This window comes from Devosia neptuniae, assembly GCF_025452235.1.
Taxonomy (GTDB): domain Bacteria; phylum Pseudomonadota; class Alphaproteobacteria; order Rhizobiales; family Devosiaceae; genus Devosia.
In genome coordinates, this window is record NZ_CP104965.1 from 369,613 (window position 1) to 391,313 (window position 21,701).

Annotated in this window: 22 protein-coding genes; 16 read left to right on the plus strand and 6 right to left on the minus strand. The window is 62.6% G+C overall.

What is annotated here, in order from left to right; genetic code table 11:
- Positions 1 to 75 precede the first annotated feature (75 nt).
- The 3 genes from N8A98_RS04305 to moaB all read left to right on the plus strand — a co-directional run bounded on the left by N8A98_RS04305 (position 76) and on the right by moaB (position 2,841).
- Positions 76 to 903, plus strand: coding sequence for a uracil-DNA glycosylase (locus N8A98_RS04305; RefSeq protein WP_262169470.1), 828 nt, complete (start codon positions 76 to 78; stop codon positions 901 to 903).
- Positions 904 to 1,004: 101 nt separating this feature from the next.
- Positions 1,005 to 2,327 (plus strand): MFS transporter, encoded by a 1,323-nt coding sequence (locus N8A98_RS04310; RefSeq protein WP_262169471.1) that lies wholly within the window; start codon positions 1,005 to 1,007, stop codon positions 2,325 to 2,327.
- Positions 2,305 to 2,841, plus strand: a complete 537-nt coding sequence (gene moaB / locus N8A98_RS04315; RefSeq protein WP_262169473.1) for a molybdenum cofactor biosynthesis protein B — start codon at positions 2,305 to 2,307, stop codon at positions 2,839 to 2,841. The genes N8A98_RS04310 and moaB overlap by 23 nt, the downstream gene beginning before the upstream one ends.
- Before the next feature lie 11 nt (positions 2,842 to 2,852).
- Here the strand turns inward: moaB and N8A98_RS04320 are convergent, their stop codons facing one another.
- Positions 2,853 to 3,800, minus strand: a complete 948-nt coding sequence (locus tag N8A98_RS04320) for a hypothetical protein (RefSeq protein ID WP_262169474.1) — start codon at positions 3,798 to 3,800, stop codon at positions 2,853 to 2,855.
- An 81-nt stretch (positions 3,801 to 3,881) separates the two neighbouring features.
- Positions 3,882 to 5,369 carry a DHA2 family efflux MFS transporter permease subunit gene (locus N8A98_RS04325; protein WP_262169476.1) on the minus strand — a complete coding sequence of 496 codons (1,488 nt, stop codon included), beginning with the start codon at positions 5,367 to 5,369 and terminating at the stop codon, positions 3,882 to 3,884.
- Positions 5,370 to 5,759: 390 nt separating this feature from the next.
- Here N8A98_RS04325 and N8A98_RS04330 point away from each other — a divergent pair, with 390 nt between their 5' ends.
- A complete protein-coding gene (locus N8A98_RS04330) occupies positions 5,760 to 6,908 on the plus strand; it encodes a PA0069 family radical SAM protein (protein ID WP_262169477.1) in 1,149 nt (382 codons plus the stop codon).
- Here N8A98_RS04330 and N8A98_RS04335 read toward each other — a convergent pair.
- A complete protein-coding gene (locus tag N8A98_RS04335) occupies positions 6,905 to 7,588 on the minus strand; it encodes an HAD family hydrolase (protein WP_262169479.1) in 684 nt (227 codons plus the stop codon). The genes N8A98_RS04330 and N8A98_RS04335 overlap by 4 nt on opposite strands.
- A gap of 129 nt (positions 7,589 to 7,717) precedes the next feature.
- Here N8A98_RS04335 and N8A98_RS04340 point away from each other — a divergent pair, with 129 nt between their 5' ends.
- Positions 7,718 to 8,599: a phosphotransferase family protein gene (locus tag N8A98_RS04340; RefSeq protein WP_262169481.1), complete on the plus strand. Its 882-nt coding sequence runs from the start codon at positions 7,718 to 7,720 to the stop codon at positions 8,597 to 8,599.
- 14 nt (positions 8,600 to 8,613) lie between these two features.
- On the opposite strand, the gene N8A98_RS04345 is transcribed toward N8A98_RS04340, so the two are convergent.
- A complete protein-coding gene (locus N8A98_RS04345) occupies positions 8,614 to 9,504 on the minus strand; it encodes a DMT family transporter (protein WP_262169482.1) in 891 nt (296 codons plus the stop codon).
- A 128-nt stretch (positions 9,505 to 9,632) separates the two neighbouring features.
- Between N8A98_RS04345 and N8A98_RS04350 the strand changes: the two genes are divergently transcribed.
- Positions 9,633 to 10,076 (plus strand): Lrp/AsnC family transcriptional regulator, encoded by a 444-nt coding sequence (locus N8A98_RS04350; RefSeq protein ID WP_262169484.1) that lies wholly within the window; start codon positions 9,633 to 9,635, stop codon positions 10,074 to 10,076.
- Here N8A98_RS04350 and N8A98_RS04355 read toward each other — a convergent pair.
- Entirely contained in the window at positions 10,073 to 10,636 is a 564-nt protein-coding gene (locus N8A98_RS04355) for a hypothetical protein (RefSeq protein ID WP_262169485.1), read from the minus strand. The genes N8A98_RS04350 and N8A98_RS04355 overlap by 4 nt on opposite strands.
- Here N8A98_RS04355 and N8A98_RS04360 point away from each other — a divergent pair.
- The 3 genes from N8A98_RS04360 to N8A98_RS04370 all read left to right on the plus strand — a co-directional run bounded on the left by N8A98_RS04360 (position 10,635) and on the right by N8A98_RS04370 (position 13,029).
- Positions 10,635 to 11,123 carry a DUF4180 domain-containing protein gene (locus N8A98_RS04360; RefSeq protein ID WP_262169487.1) on the plus strand — a complete coding sequence of 163 codons (489 nt, stop codon included), beginning with the start codon at positions 10,635 to 10,637 and terminating at the stop codon, positions 11,121 to 11,123. The genes N8A98_RS04355 and N8A98_RS04360 overlap by 2 nt on opposite strands.
- On the plus strand, positions 11,120 to 11,803 hold the full coding sequence (locus N8A98_RS04365; protein WP_390888799.1) for a ribonuclease HII: 684 nt from the start codon (positions 11,120 to 11,122) through the stop codon (positions 11,801 to 11,803). The genes N8A98_RS04360 and N8A98_RS04365 overlap by 4 nt, the downstream gene beginning before the upstream one ends.
- 92 nt (positions 11,804 to 11,895) lie before the next feature.
- Positions 11,896 to 13,029 (plus strand): site-specific DNA-methyltransferase, encoded by a 1,134-nt coding sequence (locus N8A98_RS04370; protein ID WP_315974529.1) that lies wholly within the window; start codon positions 11,896 to 11,898, stop codon positions 13,027 to 13,029.
- Positions 13,030 to 13,122: 93 nt separating this feature from the next.
- Here the strand turns inward: N8A98_RS04370 and N8A98_RS04375 are convergent, their stop codons facing one another.
- Complete coding sequence (locus N8A98_RS04375) at positions 13,123 to 14,175, minus strand: A/G-specific adenine glycosylase (protein WP_262171880.1); 1,053 nt, start codon at positions 14,173 to 14,175, stop codon at positions 13,123 to 13,125.
- Positions 14,176 to 14,265: 90 nt separating this feature from the next.
- On the opposite strand from N8A98_RS04375, the gene N8A98_RS04380 reads away from it, so the two are divergent.
- The 7 genes from N8A98_RS04380 to N8A98_RS04410 all read left to right on the plus strand — a co-directional run bounded on the left by N8A98_RS04380 (position 14,266) and on the right by N8A98_RS04410 (position 21,700).
- The gene (locus N8A98_RS04380) at positions 14,266 to 14,793 is read left to right on the plus strand and encodes a DUF721 domain-containing protein (RefSeq protein ID WP_262169488.1); all 528 of its coding nucleotides are present in this window, start codon (positions 14,266 to 14,268) and stop codon (positions 14,791 to 14,793) included.
- An 88-nt stretch (positions 14,794 to 14,881) separates the two neighbouring features.
- Positions 14,882 to 15,688 carry a thioredoxin domain-containing protein gene (locus N8A98_RS04385; protein WP_262169490.1) on the plus strand — a complete coding sequence of 269 codons (807 nt, stop codon included), beginning with the start codon at positions 14,882 to 14,884 and terminating at the stop codon, positions 15,686 to 15,688.
- 56 nt (positions 15,689 to 15,744) lie between these two features.
- Positions 15,745 to 19,200 (plus strand): chromosome segregation protein SMC, encoded by a 3,456-nt coding sequence (gene smc, locus N8A98_RS04390; RefSeq protein WP_262169492.1) that lies wholly within the window; start codon positions 15,745 to 15,747, stop codon positions 19,198 to 19,200.
- Positions 19,201 to 19,480: 280 nt separating this feature from the next.
- Complete coding sequence (locus N8A98_RS04395; protein WP_113119705.1) at positions 19,481 to 19,870, plus strand: AtpZ/AtpI family protein; 390 nt, start codon at positions 19,481 to 19,483, stop codon at positions 19,868 to 19,870.
- Between the two features lie 66 nt (positions 19,871 to 19,936).
- Positions 19,937 to 20,668, plus strand: coding sequence for a F0F1 ATP synthase subunit A (locus tag N8A98_RS04400; protein ID WP_052153430.1), 732 nt, complete (start codon positions 19,937 to 19,939; stop codon positions 20,666 to 20,668).
- A 62-nt stretch (positions 20,669 to 20,730) separates the two neighbouring features.
- Positions 20,731 to 20,958, plus strand: coding sequence for a F0F1 ATP synthase subunit C (locus N8A98_RS04405; RefSeq protein ID WP_113119704.1), 228 nt, complete (start codon positions 20,731 to 20,733; stop codon positions 20,956 to 20,958).
- A gap of 97 nt (positions 20,959 to 21,055) precedes the next feature.
- Positions 21,056 to 21,700, plus strand: a complete 645-nt coding sequence (locus N8A98_RS04410; protein ID WP_390888827.1) for a F0F1 ATP synthase subunit B — start codon at positions 21,056 to 21,058, stop codon at positions 21,698 to 21,700.
- The last annotated feature ends 1 nt before the right edge of the window (position 21,701 follow it).

Below are 21,701 nucleotides of genomic sequence, written 5' to 3' on the forward strand. Positions count from 1 at the left end.
ACTTTCCGCTGTACTCTGTGCCGGGCCCCGATATCCGCTTGGCCCGGCCGGAGCCGCTGTGACATAAGAGAGGCCATGGCTCAAGAACGATCCCTCAGTCACGACGATATGGTCGGCATGCTCGATTGGTATCGCGCCGCCGGCGTGGATATCGCCGTGGGCGAGGAACCGGTCGACCGCTTCGCACAGCGCCCACCGATGCGGGCCACCGCTGTGGCTGCTCCGGTGGTGATGGGTGACCCGCGGGAAGCGGCGCCTGCCGAACGCGTTGCGGCCCCTGCCCCGGCATTGGGTGGCGATCCGGCCGAAGCGCGCGCTTTGGCAGCGAGCGCGGAAACGCTTGAGCAATTGCAGGCCATTCTGGGCGCCTATGATGGCTGCGGGCTGAAATTGCGGGCGACGCAACTGGTGTTCGCCGATGGCAATCCTGAGGCCGATATCATGCTGATCGGGGAAGCGCCGGGCGCCGAGGAGGATCGGCAGGGCAAGCCGTTTGTCGGCAAATCGGGGCAATTGCTCGATCGCATGCTGGGGGCAATCGGGCTGGACCGCACCAAGGTTTACATCGCCAATACCGTGCCGTGGCGGCCGCCGGGCAATCGCACACCGACCCCCGAAGAAATGGCGCTGTGCCTGCCATTCCTGCATCGGCAGGTGGAACTGGTGGCGCCCAAGGTGGTGATGACGCTGGGTGGGCCGGCCATGCAGACGGTGTTCTCGACCACGAACGGGATCATCAAGATGCGCGGCAAATGGAGCCAGGTGGCGATCGGGCGGCATGAGGTCGAGGCCATGCCGACACTGCATCCGGCTTATCTCTTGCGCAATCCGGCGGCCAAGCAGCAGGCATGGCGGGATTTGCTGAGCCTGCGGATGCGGATTGAGGCGTTGGGACTAGTTTAAGCACCCGCCGCTTTTTTACACTCCCAATCCCGGCATGCCGCGTTATGGTCACCCTTGCGTGATTTGCAACGTTACTCCGACCACAAGAGCCGAAGAGCGTCATGGCCTCTGTCATCAAGATCTATGCCCTGTTTCTGGGTTCGGCGCTGCTCATGTTCGGCGGGGGGCTGCAGGGGCTACTGCTATCGGTGCGCGGCGCGGAGGAAGGATTTTCCCTGCTTTCACTGGGCCTGATCGGTACCGGCTGGTCCGTGGGGTTTGTGGCAGGCTCCATCACCGTGCCGCTGATCGTGCGCAAGGTAGGCCATATCCGAGCCTTTTCGGTGATGGCGGCCATCGGCACGGTCACCATTCTGCTCAATCTGCTGCTGATCAACGATCTCAGCTGGATCCTGCTGCGGGCGCTCTCCGGCTTCTGTTTTGCGGGCGCGGCGATGATCGTCGAAAGCTGGCTCAATGAAGTGGCCGAGAACAAAAGCCGTGGCACGATCTTTTCGATCTATGTGACCATCAATATGGCCGCCTCGACGCTGGGGCAGATTGCCATGTCGGTGACCGGCACGGCGGGCTATGTGCCCTTCGTGCTCGGTGCCATCAGCTTTATCTGTGCGGTACTGCCCACCGCATTGACCTCGAGCCCCCAACCGCGCCCGCTGGCCTCGGCCAAGATCGACGTTCTTTTGCTGTATCGCACCTCGCCAGTGGCGGCGATCGCGGCCTTTTCGGTTGGCATGGCCAATGGCGCCTTTGGCACACTGGCGCCAGTCTACGGCTATGAGCGGGGGCTGGATGCCAGCGGCATTGCGCTGCTGTTTGCGGTGGCCGCCATTTTGGGCGCTGTGGCGCAAATTCCGTTCGGCCGATTGTCGGACCGCATCGACCGGCGGCTGGTGCTGATCGGGCTGGCGGGGTCTGCGTCGGTCGTCGGGGCCCTGACCGTGCTTATCAATCCCGAGGCGGGGTGGATGATGTATGTGCTGTTTGCCGCCTATGGCTTTGCCGCCAACCCGATTTACGCGGTGGCGGTGGCCCATGCCAATGACTTTGCCAAGGATGGCGACTTCGCCAAGATTGCCGGCGGCATGCTGCTGATCCTGGGTATCGGGCTGGCCATTGGCCCGGCCGTGGCCTCGATGATCATGGGCGCCTGGTCACCGGTGGGGCTGTTTGTCATCACCGCGCTGTTCCACGCGCTACTCGCGGTCACCGCCTATCTGCGCATGCGGGTGCGCAAGAGCGTGGATGCGTCCGATCGTGCCCCGTTCCAGGCCATGGGCAATGACAGGCAGGTGACGCCAGAATCGATTGTACTCGACCCACGGGCTGATAGTGATGACTACGAGATGCCGGGAGACGAAGCCCCGGTGCCCGAGGAATTGGCGAGCAGCGGAGAGACAGGCAATGTTCAAGACGGAAAGATTTGAAGACCGGGCGTTCAAGCCGCTTTCCATCGCCGTGATTGCCGTTTCCGACACGCGAACCCTGGAAACCGACACCGGCGGCGCGCTGCTCAAATCGCTGCTGGAAGCCGATGGGCATACTTGCGCCGAACGGGTGGTGGTGCGCGACGATATCCAGCTGATCCGGCAGGCGGTGCAGAATTTTGTGGCCGATCCGGAGGTGGACGTGATCCTGACCACGGGCGGCACCGGCTTTTCCGGGCGCGACGTGACACCCGAAGCCATTGAACCGCTGTTCGACAAGCGGATGGAAGGCTTTTCCGTCCTGTTCCATCAATATTCGGCCACGACTGTGGGGACCAGTTCGCTGCAATCGCGGGCAACGGGCGGACTGATCGGCACCACCTTCGTGTTCTGCCTGCCCGGTTCGCGTGGCGCCTGCCGCGACGCCTGGGAAGGCATTTTGAGCCATCAATTGGATTACCGGCATAAGCCCTGCAATTTCGTGGAGTTGATGCCACGGTTGGATGAGCGGTAGGGGGTTGGGCCCTAACCGCCTTGCCCGCGCAGCGCCACCAATCCCTCCACACCGCAACCGCTGATCAATAGCCGCTCCTTGGCATTGCCCAGGAGTTTGGCAGTCCAGTCGACCATGCCGCCATCGGCCAGTTGGCGCAGCTCGCCACCGGGCCAGCCGCCCAACAGGTGAAAGCAGAAGCCGGCATAATAGCCGGAAGCGGCGGGGCGCTCGGCATCCTCGATCAATTCGGCATTGTGGGCTTGAGCGAGTGCGCGCAGCGCTTCCAGCCTGGCGTCGGGATTGCCGGGACGCAGCAGCGTATAGGAAATGCCCAGCCGCAGTTTGGGCCCGAAATAGCGGCGATAGGCGGTGAGCCAGGCGCCGATCTGGGCGTGCAGGGCCGCGGCCTCAAACCCGAAGCTACCGCGGTCACGACCGGCGCTGACCATGGCGGAGAGAGCGAAATGGGCCAATAGGCCCGGCTTGGCATAGGCCTGGGGGCGGACCACGCGGTGGGTACTTGCCAGCTGGACAATGTCTTGCGTTTTGGGATCGTGCTTGGCGGCCGCGCGGCGCAGCAAGGCGGCTTCGAGCGCCAGGACATTGGTGGCGTCGGACACGACTTCGCCGGTGCGCACGGTAGGGACCGACCAGGATTGGCCCACCGGAGCGACAGCGGCGCAAGCGCCCAGGGGCGCCATGGGCGAGAGGGTGAGGAATTGGCAATCGGGCGTCACGCTGGCGACCAGAATTGTATCCCACTCGGCAGCAGCGGCCGGCGTCAGGCTGGCGGCGCCGAAGAAGCGGCCTCTCTCGTAATCGGCGAGCAGATCGGCCGGACTGCGCACGGACGAGCGGCGATCATAGACTTCGAGCAACAGCGATTGCAGGTCGGTCGGGCTGAGCCGGGCGGCAAGAATATCCACCAGGTTCGGCACGCCGGAGGCGGCAACGATCCGCTCGAGCAGCGCGTGCATGAAGTTCCTCCCCAAATGAAAATCCCCGCCACCAGCTTGGCTGGTGACGGGGATGAGTCAAGACCGCTGTGGCGACGAGGCTTAGTGTCCCGGCGCGAATTCGGCTGGCATGGCGCGCGGGGCCGGCTTCTTGATGAAGAGAGCCGCGGCGACTGCGCCCAACGAGATGATGGCGCCGCACAGGAATGCCGAGCGGATACCGCCGGTTGTTGCCGTCAGGATATCGGCGCCGGTATTGGTGAGGCTGGTGGCCTGCAACGTCATGATGGCGACGAAGAGGGCCGTGCCTGCCGCGCCCGCGACCTGCTGGGCGGTGCCGATCACGGCGCTGCCATGCGAATAAAGGTTGGGCGGCAGCGAGCCAAGGCTCACCGTGAACAGCGGCGTGAACATCAGGGCGAGGCCAACGCTGAGCGTCAGGTGAGCGGCGAGCAGCAGCCAGACCGAGGTATCCTGCTGCACGAAGGTCAGCCCCCACAGCGCAATGCTGAGCAGCACGGCGCCGGGTATGACCAGCGGCACGGGGCCGTATTTGTCAAACAGCGTGCCGACGGTGGGCGCGCAGAGACCCATGACCAGACCGCCGGGCAACAACAGCAGGCCGGTTTGCAGGGTCGAGAGACCCAGCACATTCTGCAGATAGATCGGCAGCAGGATGAAGGCGCCGAACATAGCCATCATCAGGATCGCCATCATCGCCACCGAAATGGTGAAGACGCGCGAGGTGAGCGTGCGCAGGTCGAGCAGAGCGCGATCCTGCTTCTGCAGCGACAGCTGGCGCAACACGAAGACGGCGATGACGGCGGCGCCGACCAGCAGCGGAATCCACGGCGAAACCGGGGTCGGATGGTGGGCCGCTTCGCCCAGCCCGCTCAGGCCATAGACGAAACCGCCAAAGCCAATGGCCGATAGTACGACCGAGAGCACATCGATCGGCGCATCCTTGGGCGTCGTGACATTGACGATGCGCTTGGCACCCAAAGCCAGAGCGCCCAGGGCAATGGGCAGGACCAGAATAAACATCCAGCGCCAGTCGAGCACCGAGAGGATCAGGCCCGAAATAGTGGGACCAATGGCGGGTGCAACCGAGATGACAATGGAGATATTGCCCATCGTCTTGCCGCGCGATTCAGGGGGCACCAGGGTCATCACCGTGGTCATCAGCAGGGGCATCATGATGGCCGTGCCCGAAGCCTGCACGATCCGGCCGATGACTAGCACGGCAAAGCCGGGCGCGATGGCCGAAATCAGCGTGCCAGCGGAAAACAGCGACATGGCCAGGATAAAGACCGGGCGGGTATTGAGCCGCTGCAGCAGGAAGCCCGTGACGGGAATGACCACGGCCATGGTCAGCATGAAGGCGGTAGTGAGCCATTGGGCGGCGCCCGCCGTGATGTCCAGATCGTGCATCAGATGCGGCAGGGCCACGCCCATGATCGTCTCATTGAGAATGACGACGAAAGCCGAGACGAGCAGCAGGGAAATCACCAGTTTGTTGCGGGCGGCGTGATCTTCCGGCGGCGCGGCCTGATCCGCCGGGGCGGGCACAATAGTGTTGTCGGTGGTCATGATGTCTTCCCTGAACCAAATTGGATGTCGCCATGATGACGAATGGCGGCGGCTGATTTCGACGTCACACTAGAAAGATCGTGTGACAGGCTGTGTCAGCAGCCGCAAAATAGTAAAGTCGATGCTTTAGTAATCTGCGCGCAGCGCCAGGTCAATACTAAATCGAACGCTTAAGTTGCATGCGCGAACTGTTCGTTCGATCGCAGGGTCGGCTGGTTTAGGCCAGCGCGGCAAAGCTGTCCACCCACATGCGTGCAAGCCAGCTATCCCCGTGGGAAGAACGCGGCTATCGTCCGGCTAGTTCTTGTTTTGTTCACGTACAACTGCTATGTGTTACCGCACGTTAACTCAAGCGACGATTCGAGCAGTCGGCGCGCAAGGAGAGCAGTGATGGCCCTCTATCAGGCCCCGTCTTTCGAAGCCCTGGAAAAGCTGAGCCGCAGCCGCGACGCCGATCTGGCACGGCGCGAACTGGTTGATCCCAGCCGCAATCGCGGGCGTGGCGCGCAGTCCAATCGCAGCGGGCGGTTCGAAAAGCAGGTGCGCGAAGGGTTCGACGACGGCTGGAGCAGCACCGAGCCGATGCCAGCCTTCGAGACCATCGAGCATATGGAACGCGCCAAGACCATCATCACGACCAATGACAGCCCCGATATCGGATTCGAGCGTTCGATCAACGCCTATCGCGGTTGCGAGCACGGTTGTTCCTATTGCTTCGCGCGGCCGACACATGCCTTTTTGGGGCATTCGGCGGGGATCGAATTCGAACGCGATATCTATGTGAAGACCAATGCGGTGGAAGCCCTGCGGGCCGAACTGGGCGCCAGGAATTACAAGCCCAAGCCGATCGCCATGGGCACCAATACCGATCCCTATCAGTTGTCTGAGCGCAAGCATAAGCTGACGCGGGGCATTCTTGAGGTGATGCTGGAAACCCGGCACCCGGTAATGATCACCACCAAATCGGCGCTGATCGTGCGCGATCTCGACATCCTGACCGAACTGGCCAAGCTCAATCTGGTCAAGGTGGCCATTTCGATGACCACGATGGACCATAAGCTCAGCCGCAAGATGGAGCCTCGCGCCTCCTCCCCTGCCCGCCGGCTGGAAGCGATCCGCCTGCTCAGCGAAGCGGGCGTGCCGGTGGCGGTGTTTGCCTCCCCGATGATCCCGGCGATCAACGACATGGAGTTGGAGCGGATTCTCGACGCGGCGGCGGCACAAGGGGCCAAGAGCGCCTCGATGGTCTTGCTGCGGCTGCCCGGCGAAGTGCGCGACATTTTCCGCGAATGGCTGCTGCGCCATTTCCCCGACCGGGTGCGGCATGTGCTGGCGCTGGTCCGCGATACGCGTGGCGGCAAGGATTACGATGCGCGCTGGGGCACCCGCATGACGGGCGAAGGCCCCTATGCCACGCTGTTGCGCCAGCGCCTCGACAAGGCACGGGAACGCTATGGGCTGGACGTCAAGCTGCCGGGCTTGCGGACGGATTTGTTCGTCGCCCCCAAGCTCGAAGACAAGCAGATGAGCCTGTTCTAGGCCGCGACGGCGGCCACGCGCCCCAGGATGAAATCGAGCAAAGCCGGATCGGCATAGCTGGCGGCGCTGGTGCTGGCGCCGGCGGCGATCAGGGCGTCATGATCAAGGCTTGTACGAATACCCACGGTAGACAGCCCTGCCGCAGTGGCCGAAGCGATGCCGGTGCGGGAATCCTCGAAGGCGATGGAATGCTCGGGCTGCGCGCCGAGCAGGCGCAGGCCTTCGAGATAGGGCAAGGGATGCGGTTTGCCATGGGCCAGTTCCTCGCCAATCACCAGCGCCTTGAAGCGGTGGCGAATGCCCAGACTATCCAGAATGAGATCGGCATTGGCGCGCGGGGCATTGGTGACTGCGGCCATAGGCAGGCCCATGGCATCGGCGCGATCCAGCAGGTCCATCAGGCCCGGCACGGCGTAAATGTCCGAGCGGGCCAGATCGCGAAATACCGCCTCCTTGCCGCGCATCACTTCCATCCCAGCCTCCGGCGACAGATGCGGCACAAAACGCCGTGCAATCGCTTCATTGGCCAGACCCTGCAATTCGAGGGCGAAGCGGGCTTTGTCGAAATGCTCGCCATAGGGCGCGAAAGTGCGGTTGAAAGCTTCCAGATGCAGCGGATCGGTATCGGCCAGCGTACCGTCGATATCAAACAGGAGAGCGGCGGCGGGCTTGATGGTCATGGATAATCCGAAAACTGGCTGATGCGGGAAAGCACAGCAATTCGGCGGCTTCGTCAATCGCCCGCAGATTTGCGGTCCGGGCGGAATGTCGATTAATCTGGGCGTTCGAGTGATTTCGACGAGCCTGCCATGCCGATTGCCGCTGCGCCGCTTACTCTTGACCAATTGCGCGACATCATTGTCGCGGACCATCCCGAGACAAGCGGCGGACGCTTCAGCCTGCTCACCGAAGGCTGGGACAGCGTGGCGGTGGATGTCGATGACCGCCTGATCTTCAAGTTTCCGCGCGAGGCACGCGCGGAAGAGGCGCTGATGAGGGAGGCGCGGCTGCTAGAGGTCATCCGGTCGGCAGTCGACATGCCGGTGCCGGAACTGACGATCCACCACACGCCGCTGATCTATTCACGCCACGCCAAGCTGGCGGGCGAACATTTGCTGACCAAGCAGTACAAGCAGTTGAGCGAGGGCGACCGCGAGCGGCTGGCAGACAAGCTCGGTCTGTTTTATGCGCAGTTGCATGCCATTGATCCGGCGCCACTGCGAGCGGCAGGCGCGGGCCCGATCGAGGCCATCGCACCCGCGGAGGCCATTGCGGCAGGCGCGTTGCCGATATTGCCGGATCATCTTCGGCGGCTGGTGGAGCAGACACTGGCCAACTGGGCGACCCTAACGCCGGATCCCTACGGGCAGACCTATGGGTTCTTCGATGGACATGGCTGGAACATGGCATTCGACCATGCCAGTGCCACGCTCACTGGTCTCTATGACTTCGCCGATTCCGGGTTTGGCCCGCTGCATGAGGAATTCACTTATTCGAGTTTTGTGTCGGCTGACCTGACCGAGCGGATCGTACGCCGTTATGAGATTGAGACCGACAAAAAGCTGGATCGGGAGCGCATCCATCTGACCACGGGTGCGCATCGATTGTGGGAGCTGGCGCGGGAAGCCAACAATCCCGAGATGCATGCAATGATGATCGAAGCCGTTGAGGCTTGGGCGGCGCAGGTCTGAGGCGCAAAGGATTTTTAGTTTGTGTCGATTCGCAGCCGAGCCTTAGCAAACGGCTCCCAGCCCAGAGTCATGGCTGCGGCGGCTATGAAGATGCCGGCGGCGCCGAGCAATTGCCAGGCGTCGAGCCGATGGCCGAAGACGATGAAATCGACAAAGATCGCCACGACCGGATAAATGAAGGAGAGCGCACCGATCAGCGGCGTGGGCAATTTCTGGATGGCGCCATAGAGCAGGATATAGACCAGCCCGGTATGGACCACCCCGATCGCCGCGAGGCTCCCCCAGGTGGCGAGGCCCGTGGGTAGGCTCGAAAACCCAGCAAAGGGCGCGGCCATGAGCATGCCGACACCGATTTGGATCAGCGCGATCAGATGGGGCGGCACGCCTTTGAGCTGTTTGGTGACCAGCGCCGCGATGGCGTAGAAAAACGCCGCGCCGAGCGAGAGCAGAATACCGCCGAGATAATCGCTGCCGCCGCTGCCGGTCTTGCCATTGGCGATCAGCACGACGCCGACAAAGGCGATGGCGAGCCAACCCAGCTTATGGGCCGTCAGCCGCTCGCCGAGAAACAGCACGCCGAACGCCACCAGCATGAAGGGCTGGGTATTGTAGACTGCGGTGGCGATGGAGATGGACGCCAGCGGATAAGCCGCAAACAGCAGCAACCAATTGGCGACGATAGCGACGCCCCCCAGCATGGCCAGCAGGCATTGGCGCGGGGTGATGATGTCGCGCCGGAACAGGCCCAGCGCCGCGCAGGCGATGAGCAAGGGCACGGCGCCGAAGACACAGCGCCAGAACACCACGTCGATCACCGGCTGATTGGAAAACACCACGAAAGCGCCAATCGTGCCCGAAATGGCCATGGCCGCCGTCATCTCTATAGTGCCGCGTGTGGTGCTCATGCTCTGCCCTCATTGTCAGAATGGAAGATAACGCCGCGCGGGGCGCGCTTCCATAAGGCTTGAAAGGCAGATGCGATTTCTGCTTTATATTATTCGGTGGATTTTTCGATTTACCTCGGAAAGCGGAAATGATCGACGATATCGACCGAAACATCATCGAGGCCCTGTCGCAAGATGCCCGCCTATCGATCAAGGAATTGGCGCAGCGGGTGGAGCTATCATCACCCAGCGTATCGGAGCGGCTGAAACGGCTGGAGGAGCGCGGCGTGATAAGGGGATTTACCCTCGATCTCGACTCCAAGGCGCTTGGCTATTCGCTGCAGGCGATCGTGCGGATCAAGCCGCTGCCGGGGAAGCTGCATATCGTGCAGAAGCTGATCGAAGACATTCCCCAGATCACCGAATGCGACAAGGTGACGGGCGATGATTGCTTTGTCGCGCGGTTGCAATTGCGTTCGATCGAGCAATTGGACGGGATTTTGGACCAGATTGCCGACAAAGCCGAGACCAGCACGGCGATCGTGAAGGCACAACCGGTCAAACGCCGGCTGCCGCCCTTGGGACTGGTCTAATATTGCGACACGCGCCGCGCATAGCTCGACATGAAATCGAGCGAGGCCAGCACGCCACGCAGCGACAACCGCACTTTGCGCACGGGCTCGTCAGCAATAGTAAGTGGGACGTGCAGAATGACCGCGTTGCGCATCTTCATCTGCGCGATCAATGCGTCGCGGCGGAACTCGTCGGCTACAAACCATTGATTGCTGGTGTTGAGGCGGGTCTCTAGATCGTTGGCGAAATCGAAATTCTGCGGCATGACGCCGGTGAATTCGATGCTGATCGGGCGGCTCGTATCCACTTCGGTGCCGTTGGCCGCGCCGGTGAAGGCGACATCGACATCGCCAGTGAGCCGATTGTGGATCAGGGTCAGCTTCCAGGCGGGCAGGCCCGCGCTATTGAGCTCCTGGCTGCCCGTGCTGGCAAAGCAGGAATAGCCGTAATAGGTGGCGGCATCCTCGTCGATCTTGTCGGGGCATGCGGCCAGCCAGTCATTGTTATATTCGCGCCATTCGCCGGAGGGATGATGGAATGGCTCGGCCGCGGCGGGCAGCGTGAAAAGTGCCAACGCCATGGCCGCCAGACTGAACAATGACTGCATCAATGCTAAGCGCAATGGCTTCTCACTCCCCTGCCCCACGTTGAACGTAGCAGAAATCCGGCTAGAACTGACGCCGTATATATTTGTTGGTAAAGGAGAAATCGTGACAGTGACGAGCAGTATCAATGGTCTCGTGGCCTTCGAACTTGCCAATGAAGGTCCGCTCTTGGGCACGGAAGCCGACGCCCTGGACATTCTGAGCGAGACCTATGGCACCGAAACCAGCGTGATCGTCATTCCGGTAACTCGGCTCCTGCCGGATTTCTTGCAGTTGCGAAGCGGCATGGCGGGCGCCTTCATTCAGAAGCTGCAGAATTATGGCTGCCGGCTGGTGGTGGTGGGCGATATTTCGGCTGATGTCGCGGGCAGCGAGGCGCTGGCGGCATTCGTGGTGGAAACCAATCGCGTTGGTCATCACATGTTTGTGCCAGATCGTCAGGCGCTGCTGGAACGCTTGTGATCGAGCAAGAGCCCGGCGATGCTGGCGCCATGTTGATCGATTCGCCGCTCCAGATTGTTCCCGACTACTCCCACGAACGCGCCATGCAGGCGCGCGGGGCGCGTTTCGTCGCCGGGGTAGACGAGGCCGGGCGCGGGCCGCTGGCCGGGCCGGTGGTGGTTTCGGCCGTGGTGTTGGACCCGGACCGCATTCCCGATGGGCTCAACGATTCCAAGAAGCTGAGCGAAGAGCAGCGTGAGGCGTTATTCGCGCTGATCGTCGCTTCGGCGCATGTCGCGGTGGTGGTGGCCCCGCCCTCAATCATCTTGAGCCGCAATATTCGCGGGGCAACGTTGTGGGCCATGGCGCGGGCAGTCAATAGCCTGGGCGTGGCGGTGGATCGCGTGCTGGTGGATGGGCGCGATGTGCCCATGGGCCTGCCCTGCGATGGCACCGCGCTGATCGGCGGCGATGGGCGCAGCGTTTCGATCGCGGCGGCCTCGATTGTCGCCAAGGTCACGCGGGACCGGATGTGCGCGATCATGGATTGCGATGCACCCGACTTTGGTTTTGCCGGGCACAAGGGCTATGGCACGCCCCAACATTTGCGGGCGCTGACGGCGCATGGCCCGTGCCGGCACCACCGCGCCGAATTTGCCCCGGTGGCCGAGGCGCGGCTGCGGCTCACGGTGGCAAACTAGCCCTCTTAACTCCCCGCTAACCCATTACGAACGCTCTTTTAACTCCTGCGGCGCTACAAAGGACGCGTTAGTACTGCGTTAGGGTTAAGTGTATGTTGCGTACCGCGCGTACGGCTCCTGTAGCCGCTGCGGAGGAGGCAAAACGCCTCCCCATCGATACCATCCTTGTGGGTGATTGCATCGACCACATGAATGCCCTGCCGGCCGGCTCGGTTGACCTGATTTTTGCCGACCCACCGTATAACCTGCAGCTGGAGCAGGGCCTCACCCGCCCCGACCAGTCCAAGGTGGATGCGGTGGATGATGACTGGGACAAGTTCGAGAGCTTTGCCCATTACGACCAGTTTACCCGCGCCTGGCTGAAAGCCGCGCGCCGGCTGCTCAAGCCCGATGGGGCGTTGTGGGTCATCGGCAGTTACCACAATATTTTCCGGGTCGGGACTGCCCTGCAGGACCTCGACTATTGGATGCTCAACGACGTGATCTGGCGCAAGGCCAATCCAATGCCCAATTTCCGCGGCACGCGCTTTACCAATGCGCATGAAACGCTGATCTGGGCGGCGCGCAGCCAGAAAAGCCGGGTGACCTTCAATTATGAAGCGCTGAAGCTCGCCAATGACGATACACAGATGCGCAGCGATTGGCTGTTTCCCATCTGCACCGGCGCCGAACGCCTCAAGGACGAAGATGACGGCAAGGTGCATCCGACGCAAAAGCCGGAAGCCCTGCTGTTCCGCATTCTCAATGCCACGACCAAGCCGGGCGATATCGTGCTCGACCCGTTCTTTGGCACCGGCACGACAGGCGCCGTGGCCCGCAAGCTGGGCCGGCATTTCATCGGCATCGAGCGCGAGCAGAGCTATATCAATGCCGCTCTGCAGCGCATTGCCAGCATCCGCCCCGGCGTGTTCGAGGCGCTGCAATCGGTGACGCCCAAGCGCAAGGAAACTCGCATTCCCTTCGGCTCGCTGGTCGAGCAAGGCGTGATCGAGCCGGGTGCGCAACTTTTCGACTCGGGGCGCCGTTACTCCGCCATGGTTCGCGCAGACGGCTCACTCGTCTCGGGCACGCATCAGGGGTCCATCCACAAGGTGGGGGCGCTGGTGCAGGGCGCCGACTCCTGCAACGGGTGGACATTCTGGCACCATGACAATGACGGCCGCAGCGTGCCGATCGATGATTTGCGCAGCGACATTCGTCAAAAACTTGATTTGATTTCTGCCTGATCCTGACCTCCAATCACTCTCAGGCTCTACTCCTGGCCGCCGGTTTGCCCCGGCGGCCTTTTTGTTTTTTGGTGGGTTAGGCAGTTAGTGGCACTATTCCAGCCCGGCCGCCGCCAGCACTTTGCGAAATAATGTCGGCAGCGCTTCCCCCTTGAGCGCCTTCGGTTCGGCCCACCAGCCTTTATCCAATCCGGTCGGAGCGACCGCGGCGGACCAGATTTCGAGTTCGAGGCGGAAGTGGGTGAAGATGTGGATGACTTGGCCGCGGTGATGCCAATCTCCTTGGACCGGGTAGGCAACCGCAGGCAGATCCACCGCCCAGTCGGAGGTTGGCACCTCGGTCATTTTGGCGAGCAGGCCCTTGTCGGGGCGGGTTTGCAGATACACGTCGCCGGCCGGGTCGGTCATGACGAAGGCGTGGCCCTTGCGCACCGGTCGCTCGGCTTTGGCGGCTTTGAGCGGATAGAGTGCGGGGTCCGCCGCCTTGGTGCCGACGCAACCCGGCTGGATAGGGCAGAGCATGCAGATGGCTGTGCGGGGGGCGCAGATGGTGGCGCCCAGGTCCATCATGGCCTGGGCGAAGTCCCCTGCTCTGCCGGGCACGGACGCCTGCAAGGCCGCGCGCAATTCCTCCTTGGCATCGCGCACCGGAACGGGCAGCGCGTAATAGCGGGCGAGGACACGATCGAGATTGCCATCGAGCACGGCGACCGGCTCGTCAAAGCAGATGGCGGCAATGGCGGCGCTGGTATAGGCGCCGATGCCCGGCAGGGTTTGCAAGGAGGTGGACGTGGTAGGAAATTTGCCGCCATGCTGGTTCACCACCGCCTGGGCGCAGGCATGCAGGTTTCTGGCGCGGGCGTAATAGCCAAGCCCGGCCCATTCCTTGAGTACGGCGTCGAGTGGGGCAGCGGCCAAGTCAAAAACCGTCGGCCAGAGACTGGTGAAGCGCAGGAAATAGGCCTTTACCGCCGCGACGGTGGTCTGCTGCAACATGACTTCGCTGAGCCATATCCGATAGGGATCAGGCGCCATGCCCCTGGCCCGATCGGCCGGAGAGACGCGCCAGGGCAGGTCGCGGGCATGGGTGTCATACCAGGCAAGGACTGCGGCGGCATCAATGGGGGCGGGGTTGGGCAGGTGCATCGTGGTGACGAATAACCCCACCCCTACCCATCCCACAAGGGTTCCCTTGCGGGTTTGCCGGATTCCCGGGCGAGTGCTAGACCCTAGCCGATGAGTGACGCCAGCAAACCTAAAGCCGAGATGGAACCCAAGCGCCGCAATCGCTCGGTGGCGCTGGCGGATGCGATTGCCGGCGCGCTGGATCCGGTGCTGAAAAAGCGCGGCTTTGCCAGCCGGGACATCATCACCCATTGGGGCGCGATGGCGCCCCGGCCTTATGACAAGGTGGCTATTCCCGACAAACTGGCCTGGCCGCGCGGGGAGCGGAGCGCGGAAGGGGCAACGCTTTATCTGCGCTGCGCACCGGGCCATGCGCTGGCCATCGCCCATGAGGGGCAGGCCATTGCCGCGGCGGTCAATCGCTATTTCGGCTATGTGCTGGTGGGCCAGATTCGCCTCTCGGCTGAACCGTTCACCCCCGGTTCAGGGGCCAAAGAGCAAAAACCCATTCAACCGAGCCCGAGCGTGCAAGCAAAGGTCGGGGCCCAGGTGGCCAATATAGAAGATGAGGATCTGCGGGAAGCGTTGCGGGTATTAGGCCACGCGCTCTCCAGCAGATCGGAGCGAAATGGCAAATAGTGCGTTCACCCGCTAGTGATGAATGTGCCCACTTGCCGACACCTTGTGCCCGTGTAGTGTCGCGCACACCATAAAAGGAGCGCCAGAAGTGAAATTTACCCGCCGTGACACCCTAATCCTTGCCGCCGCAGCCTCGGCGCTAAGCCTTTGCGGCGTCGCCACGGCCAATGCCGCGGAAGGCGACGTGGTTGACCAGGCCAAGCTGATGGCGCCCGCCGGCGGCATGCCCGACCATGTCCAGGGCAGCGACACCGCTCCGGTCACTGTCATCGAATATGCTTCGCCCACCTGCCCGCATTGCGCGACCTTCGCCAATACCGTGCTGCCCGAATTCGTCAGCGCCTATGTCAATACCGGCAAGGTCAAGCTGATCACCCGCCCCTTCGTGCGCAATGTGCTGGATGCGGCCGTGTTCATGCTGGCCGAGGCTGCCGGCCCGACCAATTACCACAATGTGCTGGCGACCTATTTCAAGACCCAGAACGATTGGGCGGCTTCGGAAGCTCCGCGCGACAAAATCCTCGAAATCGCCAAGCAGCTCGGCTTTACCCAGGAAACCTTCGACGCCGCCTTGACGAATCAGGCGCTGTTCACCGGGATGGAAGCCATGCGCGATCAGGCGCTCAATGACTTCGGTCTGCAGGGCACCCCGACCTTCTATGTCAATGGCAAGACGCTCACCGGTGACAAGACGCTCGAGCAGCTCGCTGCTGAAATCGATCCGCTGGTGCCTGCCGATTTCGTGCCGACCGAGCCCACTGCTGCAGCTCCCGCCGCCGCGCCGGCAGCAACGCCTGCCGCTCCTGCCGCACCCGCCGCTCCTGCTGCAACCGACACGATGGCTCCGGCTGCTCCTGCAGCTGAGACGGCTACACCGGTTACCCCTGCGCAGTAACGGCCGCAATCTTTGCCTCCCCCTGCGGGGGAGGTCGCCCTTTGGGCGAGGCGGCCATGAAATTCTCCCGCCTCAAGCTGCATGGCTTCAAATCGTTCAGCGATGAAACCGTGCTGGTCATGGAGCCGGGGCTGACCGGCATTGTCGGGCCTAATGGCTGCGGCAAATCCAATCTCGTAGAAGCCATGCGCTGGGTGATGGGCGAAAGCTCATACAAGGCTATGCGCGCTTCGGGCATGGATGACGTGATCTTTTCGGGCTCGGGCAATCGGCCGGCACGCAATACTGCCGAAGTCACGCTCGTGCTCGACAATACCGACCGCACCGCGCCCGCCGCCCTCAACAATGCCGATGTGCTTGAAGTCACCCGCCGGATCGAGCGGGAGGCCGGCTCGGTTTATCGCGTCAATGGCAAGGAAGTGCGCGCCCGCGACGTGCAATTGCTGTTTGCCGATGCCTCGACCGGCGCCCACTCGCCCGCCATGGTGCGGCAGGGGCAGATTGGCGAATTGATCGCCGCCAAGCCGACCGCGCGCCGGGCATTGCTTGAAGAAGCGGCCGGTATTTCGGGGCTGCATTCCCGCCGGCATGAGGCCGAGCTGCGGCTGCGCGCGGCCGAGAGCAATCTTGAGCGCGTCGACGATATTATCGGCCAGGTCGATACCCAGCTCGAAACGCTCAAGCGCCAGGCGCGGCTGGCCAATCGCTATCGCTCACTCTCGGGCGATATTCGCCGGGCCGAAGCCACGCTGTTCCATATCCGCTGGGTTGCCGCGCGCTTTGCCGAGAAGGAAACCGAGGCACAACAGGCCGTGTTGATCCGCGAATTGGCGGATGCGACCCATCTCGAATTGCAGGCGCAAAAGGTGTTGGAAGCGGCCGATGCCGCACTACAGCCCTTGCGCGACCGCGAGGCGGTGACCGGGGCGGTGCTGCAGCGCTATACGATTCTGAACGAGCAATTGGCCGAAGAAGCCCGCCGCGCCAGCAGCCGCCGCGCCGAACTGGAAGACCGTATCCGCCAACTCGCCGCCGACGGCGAGCGCGAGCGCCTGTTGGTGGAAGAAAGCGAAGTCACGCTCGCCGCCTATGAAGAAGAATTAGTGCAGCTGGCCGAAGAGGGTGAGGCGGCACAGGCCGATTTCGACCGCGCCCGCGGCGAGGCCGAGACGGCCAGCGCTGCCGTGAGTACCGCGGAAGCGCGGGCACGTGCTGCAGCTGATGCGCTGGCGCAGGTGCGGGCACGGCGTAGTCAGGCGCAACGCAGTGCTGAAGACGCCGCCGGACGAATTGCCCGGCTCGGCCAACAGATTGCCGAAGTCGAGCAGGAAGCCAGCACGATTGCGGCCAAGCTCGATGCGGATGCGACGCTGACCCTGAAGCGCGCGGCCTTGGAAGAAGCGCAGGCGAGTGCCGCGACGGCCGAAGAAATGGCTGTCCTTGCCGAGGAAGCCACCGCCGACGCGCAGACCCGGCTCGATGATGCTCAGCCCCGGTTGGCCGAAATCGAAGCGGCGCTGACGCGGCTGGAATCGGAAGCCTCGACCCTGGGCAAGATGCTCAATGTGGGTGCCAGCCTCTGGCCGGCCATTGTCGATCAGCTCAGCGTGCAATCGGGCTATGAAACCGCGCTTGGCGCCGCTTTGGGGGATGATCTTGAAGCGTCGTCCGACGCGGGTGCGCCAATGCATTGGTCGGTGGCCATCGAGGATTATATCGACCCGGCTTTGCCGCAGGCGGCCGAGTCCCTGTCACGTTATGTGACGGGCAATGCGCTGCTCAAGCGGCGACTGGACCAGATCGGGATTGTCGATGCCGTTGACGGCCCGGCACTGATGCATGCGCTCAAGCCCGGTCAGCGGCTGGTGACGCTGGATGGCGCACTATGGCGCTGGGATGGCTTCGTTGCCGCCGCTGATGCACCGAGCCCGGCCGCGCAGCGCTTGGCGCAGCGCAATCGGCTGGCCGAACTCGATGCCGAAATCACCCGCGCGCGGGGCGAGCGCAATGCGGCCAGGCGTGATGTCGAGGCGTTGACCAGTGCGCTCACCACCGCGCGGCAGGACGAGAAGAACCAGCGTGAAGCCTGGCGCATGGCCCAGCATGCCATTGGCGCAGCACAAGCTGAAGTCGACCGGGCGCAGCGGGCCATTGGCGATCTGACCACTCGCCAATCGGCGCTGGAGGAAGCCCGCGCTCGTCTTGCAGCAAGCCTGGCCGAAGCCGAGGCGATGCGCGAACAGGCCGAAAGCCTCCTGGAAGAAGCCGGCGAAGAGGGCGAAGCGGCCGAAATAGCCGAGGATTTGCAGGCGGCGCTTGCCGCCGCGCGGGAAAAGGCTGATCAGGCCCGCCTCAAGCTGGGCAGTTTTGAGACGGCCGCGCGCATGCGCGACAATCGCCTCAGCCAATTGCAGCGCGACAGCATGGCCTGGACCCGCCGCCGCGACGGGGCCATGGCCCAATTGGCAACGCTGGATCAACGAACCGCCGAAGTCAGCACGCAATTGACCAGCGTCACCGAAACGCCGGACGGCTTTGCCGCGCGCCGGGCGCAGCTGGAAGACCAGATCGAAACAGCCACGATTGACCACAAAGCGGCGGGCGACCGGCTGAACCTGGCCCAAACCGGCTACCGCGAAGCCGACAAGGCACTCAAATCAGCCAGCGATATTCTGGCCAATGCGCGGATCGAGCTGACCCGCGTCGAAGAACGTATCAAGGGCATTATCGCCCAGCGCCAGCAGATCGAGCGGCAGATTGAGGAAACGCTAGATATTCCCGCCAGCAAGACGCTGGAAGTCTCGGGGATCAAGCCCGAGGAGGCCCTGCCGGCCGAAAGCGTCATCGAGCAGAAGGTCGACCGGCTCAAGGCCGAGCGTGAGCGGTTGGGCGGGGTCAACCTTTCGGCGGAGAAGGAAGCCGAGGAGGTACAGGAAAAGCTCGATACCATGGTCAAGGACCGGGACGATCTGATCGAGGCCATTGCCAAGCTGCGCACCGGTATCCAATCGCTCAACCGGGAAGGCCGCGCACGGCTCAATGAGGCCTTCGTCAAGGTCAACGAGCATTTCCAGGAGCTGTTCACCACCCTGTTCGGCGGCGGCACGGCGGAGCTGACCTTTGTCGAAAGCGACGATCCGCTGGAAGCGGGCCTCGAAATCATCGCCCGTCCGCCCGGCAAGAAGCCACAGACCATGACGCTGCTGTCGGGTGGCGAACAGGCGCTGACGGCGATGAGCCTGATCTTTGCGGTCTTCCTCACCAATCCGGCGCCGATCTGCGTGCTCGACGAAGTGGACGCCCCGCTCGACGACGCCAATGTGGAGCGGTTCTGCAACCTGCTCGATTCCATGCGCCAGCGCACCAATACGCGCTTCATGGTGATCACCCACAATCCGATCACCATGAGCCGGGTCGATCGCCTGTTCGGCGTAACCATGGCCGAGCGCGGCGTCAGCCAGCTGGTGTCGGTAGATCTGACCACGGCCGAGACATTTCTCGAGGCGGTTTGATCGGTCTCCTGCGGTTGTTTGTGCGATCTCGCCACACTCATCGAGCGCCACCCATCACCCAAAATTGCCCAGAATCCCCCCGTCCTTGCCTCCACTTTGCCATGCTTGGGTGTGGACAGCATGCCGCACCCCCGCTCAAAGCCAAAAAACCATTTTAAATCAAGAAATTACGCCGCCGCAACGAATCTTGACACTGTGTTACCCCACCACTATGTTGCGCGCGACTTAAAAGGCGCCCCGGATAAACCCGGGTCAAAGCCGGGCCGAGGGGAGCGAGCGGATGGCAAAACCGCAAGATACCAAAGGCCAGGATAGTGGCGCTGATGGGGTGACGCGCGATCTCGCATCGCGTATTGCCTCTGCCAAGCGGAGCCGCGCAGCCGAGGACAATAGAGCCTTGGCGAATGGTTCCCACGACACGAGCGGTATGGCGCGCGGCATGCGCATCGGCACCGAATTCGTGGCGGCGATCGTGATAGGGGGCATTCTCGGCTACCTGATCGATCTTGGACTGGGCACCAGCCCCTGGGGATTGCTCATCATGTTCATGATGGGTTTTGCCGCTGGAATACTCAATGTCACCCGAGCGGTGGCCGAATTGAATGCCGCATCGCCTCCCCCGCCTGGGCCCAAGCCTGACGCGGAAGACGACAAGCGGATTGAACACTGATGACGACGCGCAAGGGGCTCTGTTTTGGCCGGTACTGACCCGATCCACCAGTTTGTCATCGAGGACATGATCCCCATCCATGTGGGTGGCGATGGCACCGCAGGCAGCGGGCTGAACCTGTCCTTCACCAATTCGTCGCTCTTTATGGTGCTGACGGTTTTGGCAATTACCACTTTCGTGCTGCTGGCCTCGAGCCGCAAGCAGTTGGTGCCTTCGAGGCTGCAACTCACGGGCGAACTAGCCTATGAATTCGTGGCCAATATGTTGCGCAGCTCGGCTGGCACCGAAGGCATGAAATTCTTCCCCTTCGTGTTCTCGCTGTTTGCCTTCGTGCTGACCGCCAACATGTTCGGCATGATCCCCTATTTCTTCACCGTCACCAGCCACATCATCGTCACTGTGGCTCTGGCCTTGCTGGTGATGAGCGTAGTCGTGATCTACGGTTTTGTCCGTCACGGCTTCAAGTTCCTCAAGCTTTTCGTCCCCTCGGGCGTGCCGGCCTATGTGCTGCCGATCGTGGTGCCGATCGAAATCATCTCCTTCCTGTCCCGCCCGATTAGCCTCTCCGTCCGACTGTTCGGCAACATCCTGGCTGGCCACATCACCCTCAAGGTGTTTGCCGGTTTCGTGGTGAGCCTGGGCGCCGCCGGCTTCCTCGGCTGGCTGGGTGCGATCCTGCCACTGTTCATGACGGTGGCGCTGACAGCCCTCGAATTCCTCGTTGCAGCAGTGCAGGCCTATGTGTTTGCAGTTCTGACTTCGATGTATCTCAACGACGCGGTTCACCCTTCACACTGAGCGTTGAGTCCCTCAACGGCGGGCCCCGCCGGCAAACTACGACCCTTGAAAGGACTACAAAAATGGATGCTGAAGCCGCAAAGTTTATCGGCGCTGGTATTGCAACTCTTGGTATGGCCGGCGCTGCCCTGGGCGTGTCGAACATCTTCTCGAACTTCCTGTCGGGCGCCCTGCGCAACCCGTCGGCTGCTCCGAGCCAGACCGGTAACCTGATTTTCGGTATGGCCATGACCGAAGCTCTGGGCATCTTCTCGTTCCTGGTTGCCCTGATCCTGCTGTTCGTCGCTTAATAAGCGCGACTGCATGCCTTTTCTGCAGCCGGGGCCAACCCGGCTGCATTCTATCGTCCGGCTTTCCGCCGGCTGACCGGATTTAACGGGACCTCACCTGATGGTAACGCAAGCCTACGCCCAAGAGGCAGCAGCCCCGGCTGAAGAACATGTCGATGGCGCGGTCGATGCGACCCATGCCGATCCGGCACATGCCGACCCGACCGCCGATACCCATGCCACTACCGAGGCGCATGGCGGCGAGCATGGTTCGGACATCTTCCCGCCATTCGACCCGGCGACCTTCCCCTCGCAATTGCTGTGGCTGGCGATCAGCTTCGCCGCGCTCTATCTGCTGATGAGCAAGGTGGCCCTGCCCCGCGTCGGCTCCATCCTGGCCGACCGCAAGGCCAAGATCGACGCAGACCTCGCCGCCGCCGATGCCAGCCGCCAGAAGACCGACGCCGCCATTGCCGCCTATGAGGCAGCCCTAGCCGACGCCAAGTCCAAGGCCCAGGGCATCGCCGCCCAGACCAGCGACGCGATCAAGACCGAACTGGCCAGCAAGCGCCAGGCCGTGGAAGCCGATCTCTCTGCCAAGGTCGCGACCGCCGAAGCCCGCATCGCCACCACCAAGGCCGAAGCCATGACCCATGTCGACGAGATTGCCGCTGAAACGGCACAGACCGTCGTCACCCAGCTCGTCGGCGATATTCCGAGCGAGAGCGTCAAGGCCGCCGTGGCCAAGGCGAGCAAGGAGTAAG

Excerpts from the sequence above, each read along its gene's own strand:
- N8A98_RS04335 (WP_262169479.1), bottom strand. The coding sequence starts at position 7,588 with ATGACCATCAAGCCCGCCGCCGCTCTCCTGTTTGATATCGACGGTACG.
- N8A98_RS04330 (WP_262169477.1), top strand. The coding sequence starts at position 5,760 with ATGGCCCTCTATCAGGCCCCGTCTTTCGAAGCCCTGGAAAAGCTGAGC.
- N8A98_RS04305 (WP_262169470.1), top strand. The coding sequence starts at position 76 with ATGGCTCAAGAACGATCCCTCAGTCACGACGATATGGTCGGCATGCTC.
- N8A98_RS04325 (WP_262169476.1), bottom strand. The coding sequence starts at position 5,369 with ATGACCACCGACAACACTATTGTGCCCGCCCCGGCGGATCAGGCCGCG.
- N8A98_RS04375 (WP_262171880.1), bottom strand. The coding sequence starts at position 14,175 with ATGCACCTGCCCAACCCCGCCCCCATTGATGCCGCCGCAGTCCTTGCC.
- N8A98_RS04320 (WP_262169474.1), bottom strand. The coding sequence starts at position 3,800 with ATGCACGCGCTGCTCGAGCGGATCGTTGCCGCCTCCGGCGTGCCGAAC.
- smc (WP_262169492.1), top strand. The coding sequence starts at position 15,745 with ATGAAATTCTCCCGCCTCAAGCTGCATGGCTTCAAATCGTTCAGCGAT.
- N8A98_RS04370 (WP_315974529.1), top strand. The coding sequence starts at position 11,896 with ATGTTGCGTACCGCGCGTACGGCTCCTGTAGCCGCTGCGGAGGAGGCA.
- N8A98_RS04395 (WP_113119705.1), top strand. The coding sequence starts at position 19,481 with ATGGCAAAACCGCAAGATACCAAAGGCCAGGATAGTGGCGCTGATGGG.
- N8A98_RS04345 (WP_262169482.1), bottom strand. The coding sequence starts at position 9,504 with ATGAGCACCACACGCGGCACTATAGAGATGACGGCGGCCATGGCCATT.
- N8A98_RS04360 (WP_262169487.1), top strand. The coding sequence starts at position 10,635 with ATGGCCGCCAGACTGAACAATGACTGCATCAATGCTAAGCGCAATGGC.
- N8A98_RS04400 (WP_052153430.1), top strand. The coding sequence starts at position 19,937 with ATGATCCCCATCCATGTGGGTGGCGATGGCACCGCAGGCAGCGGGCTG.
- moaB (WP_262169473.1), top strand. The coding sequence starts at position 2,305 with ATGTTCAAGACGGAAAGATTTGAAGACCGGGCGTTCAAGCCGCTTTCC.
- N8A98_RS04380 (WP_262169488.1), top strand. The coding sequence starts at position 14,266 with ATGAGTGACGCCAGCAAACCTAAAGCCGAGATGGAACCCAAGCGCCGC.
- N8A98_RS04350 (WP_262169484.1), top strand. The coding sequence starts at position 9,633 with ATGATCGACGATATCGACCGAAACATCATCGAGGCCCTGTCGCAAGAT.
- N8A98_RS04310 (WP_262169471.1), top strand. The coding sequence starts at position 1,005 with ATGGCCTCTGTCATCAAGATCTATGCCCTGTTTCTGGGTTCGGCGCTG.
- N8A98_RS04355 (WP_262169485.1), bottom strand. The coding sequence starts at position 10,636 with ATGGCGTTGGCACTTTTCACGCTGCCCGCCGCGGCCGAGCCATTCCAT.
- N8A98_RS04405 (WP_113119704.1), top strand. The coding sequence starts at position 20,731 with ATGGATGCTGAAGCCGCAAAGTTTATCGGCGCTGGTATTGCAACTCTT.
- N8A98_RS04340 (WP_262169481.1), top strand. The coding sequence starts at position 7,718 with ATGCCGATTGCCGCTGCGCCGCTTACTCTTGACCAATTGCGCGACATC.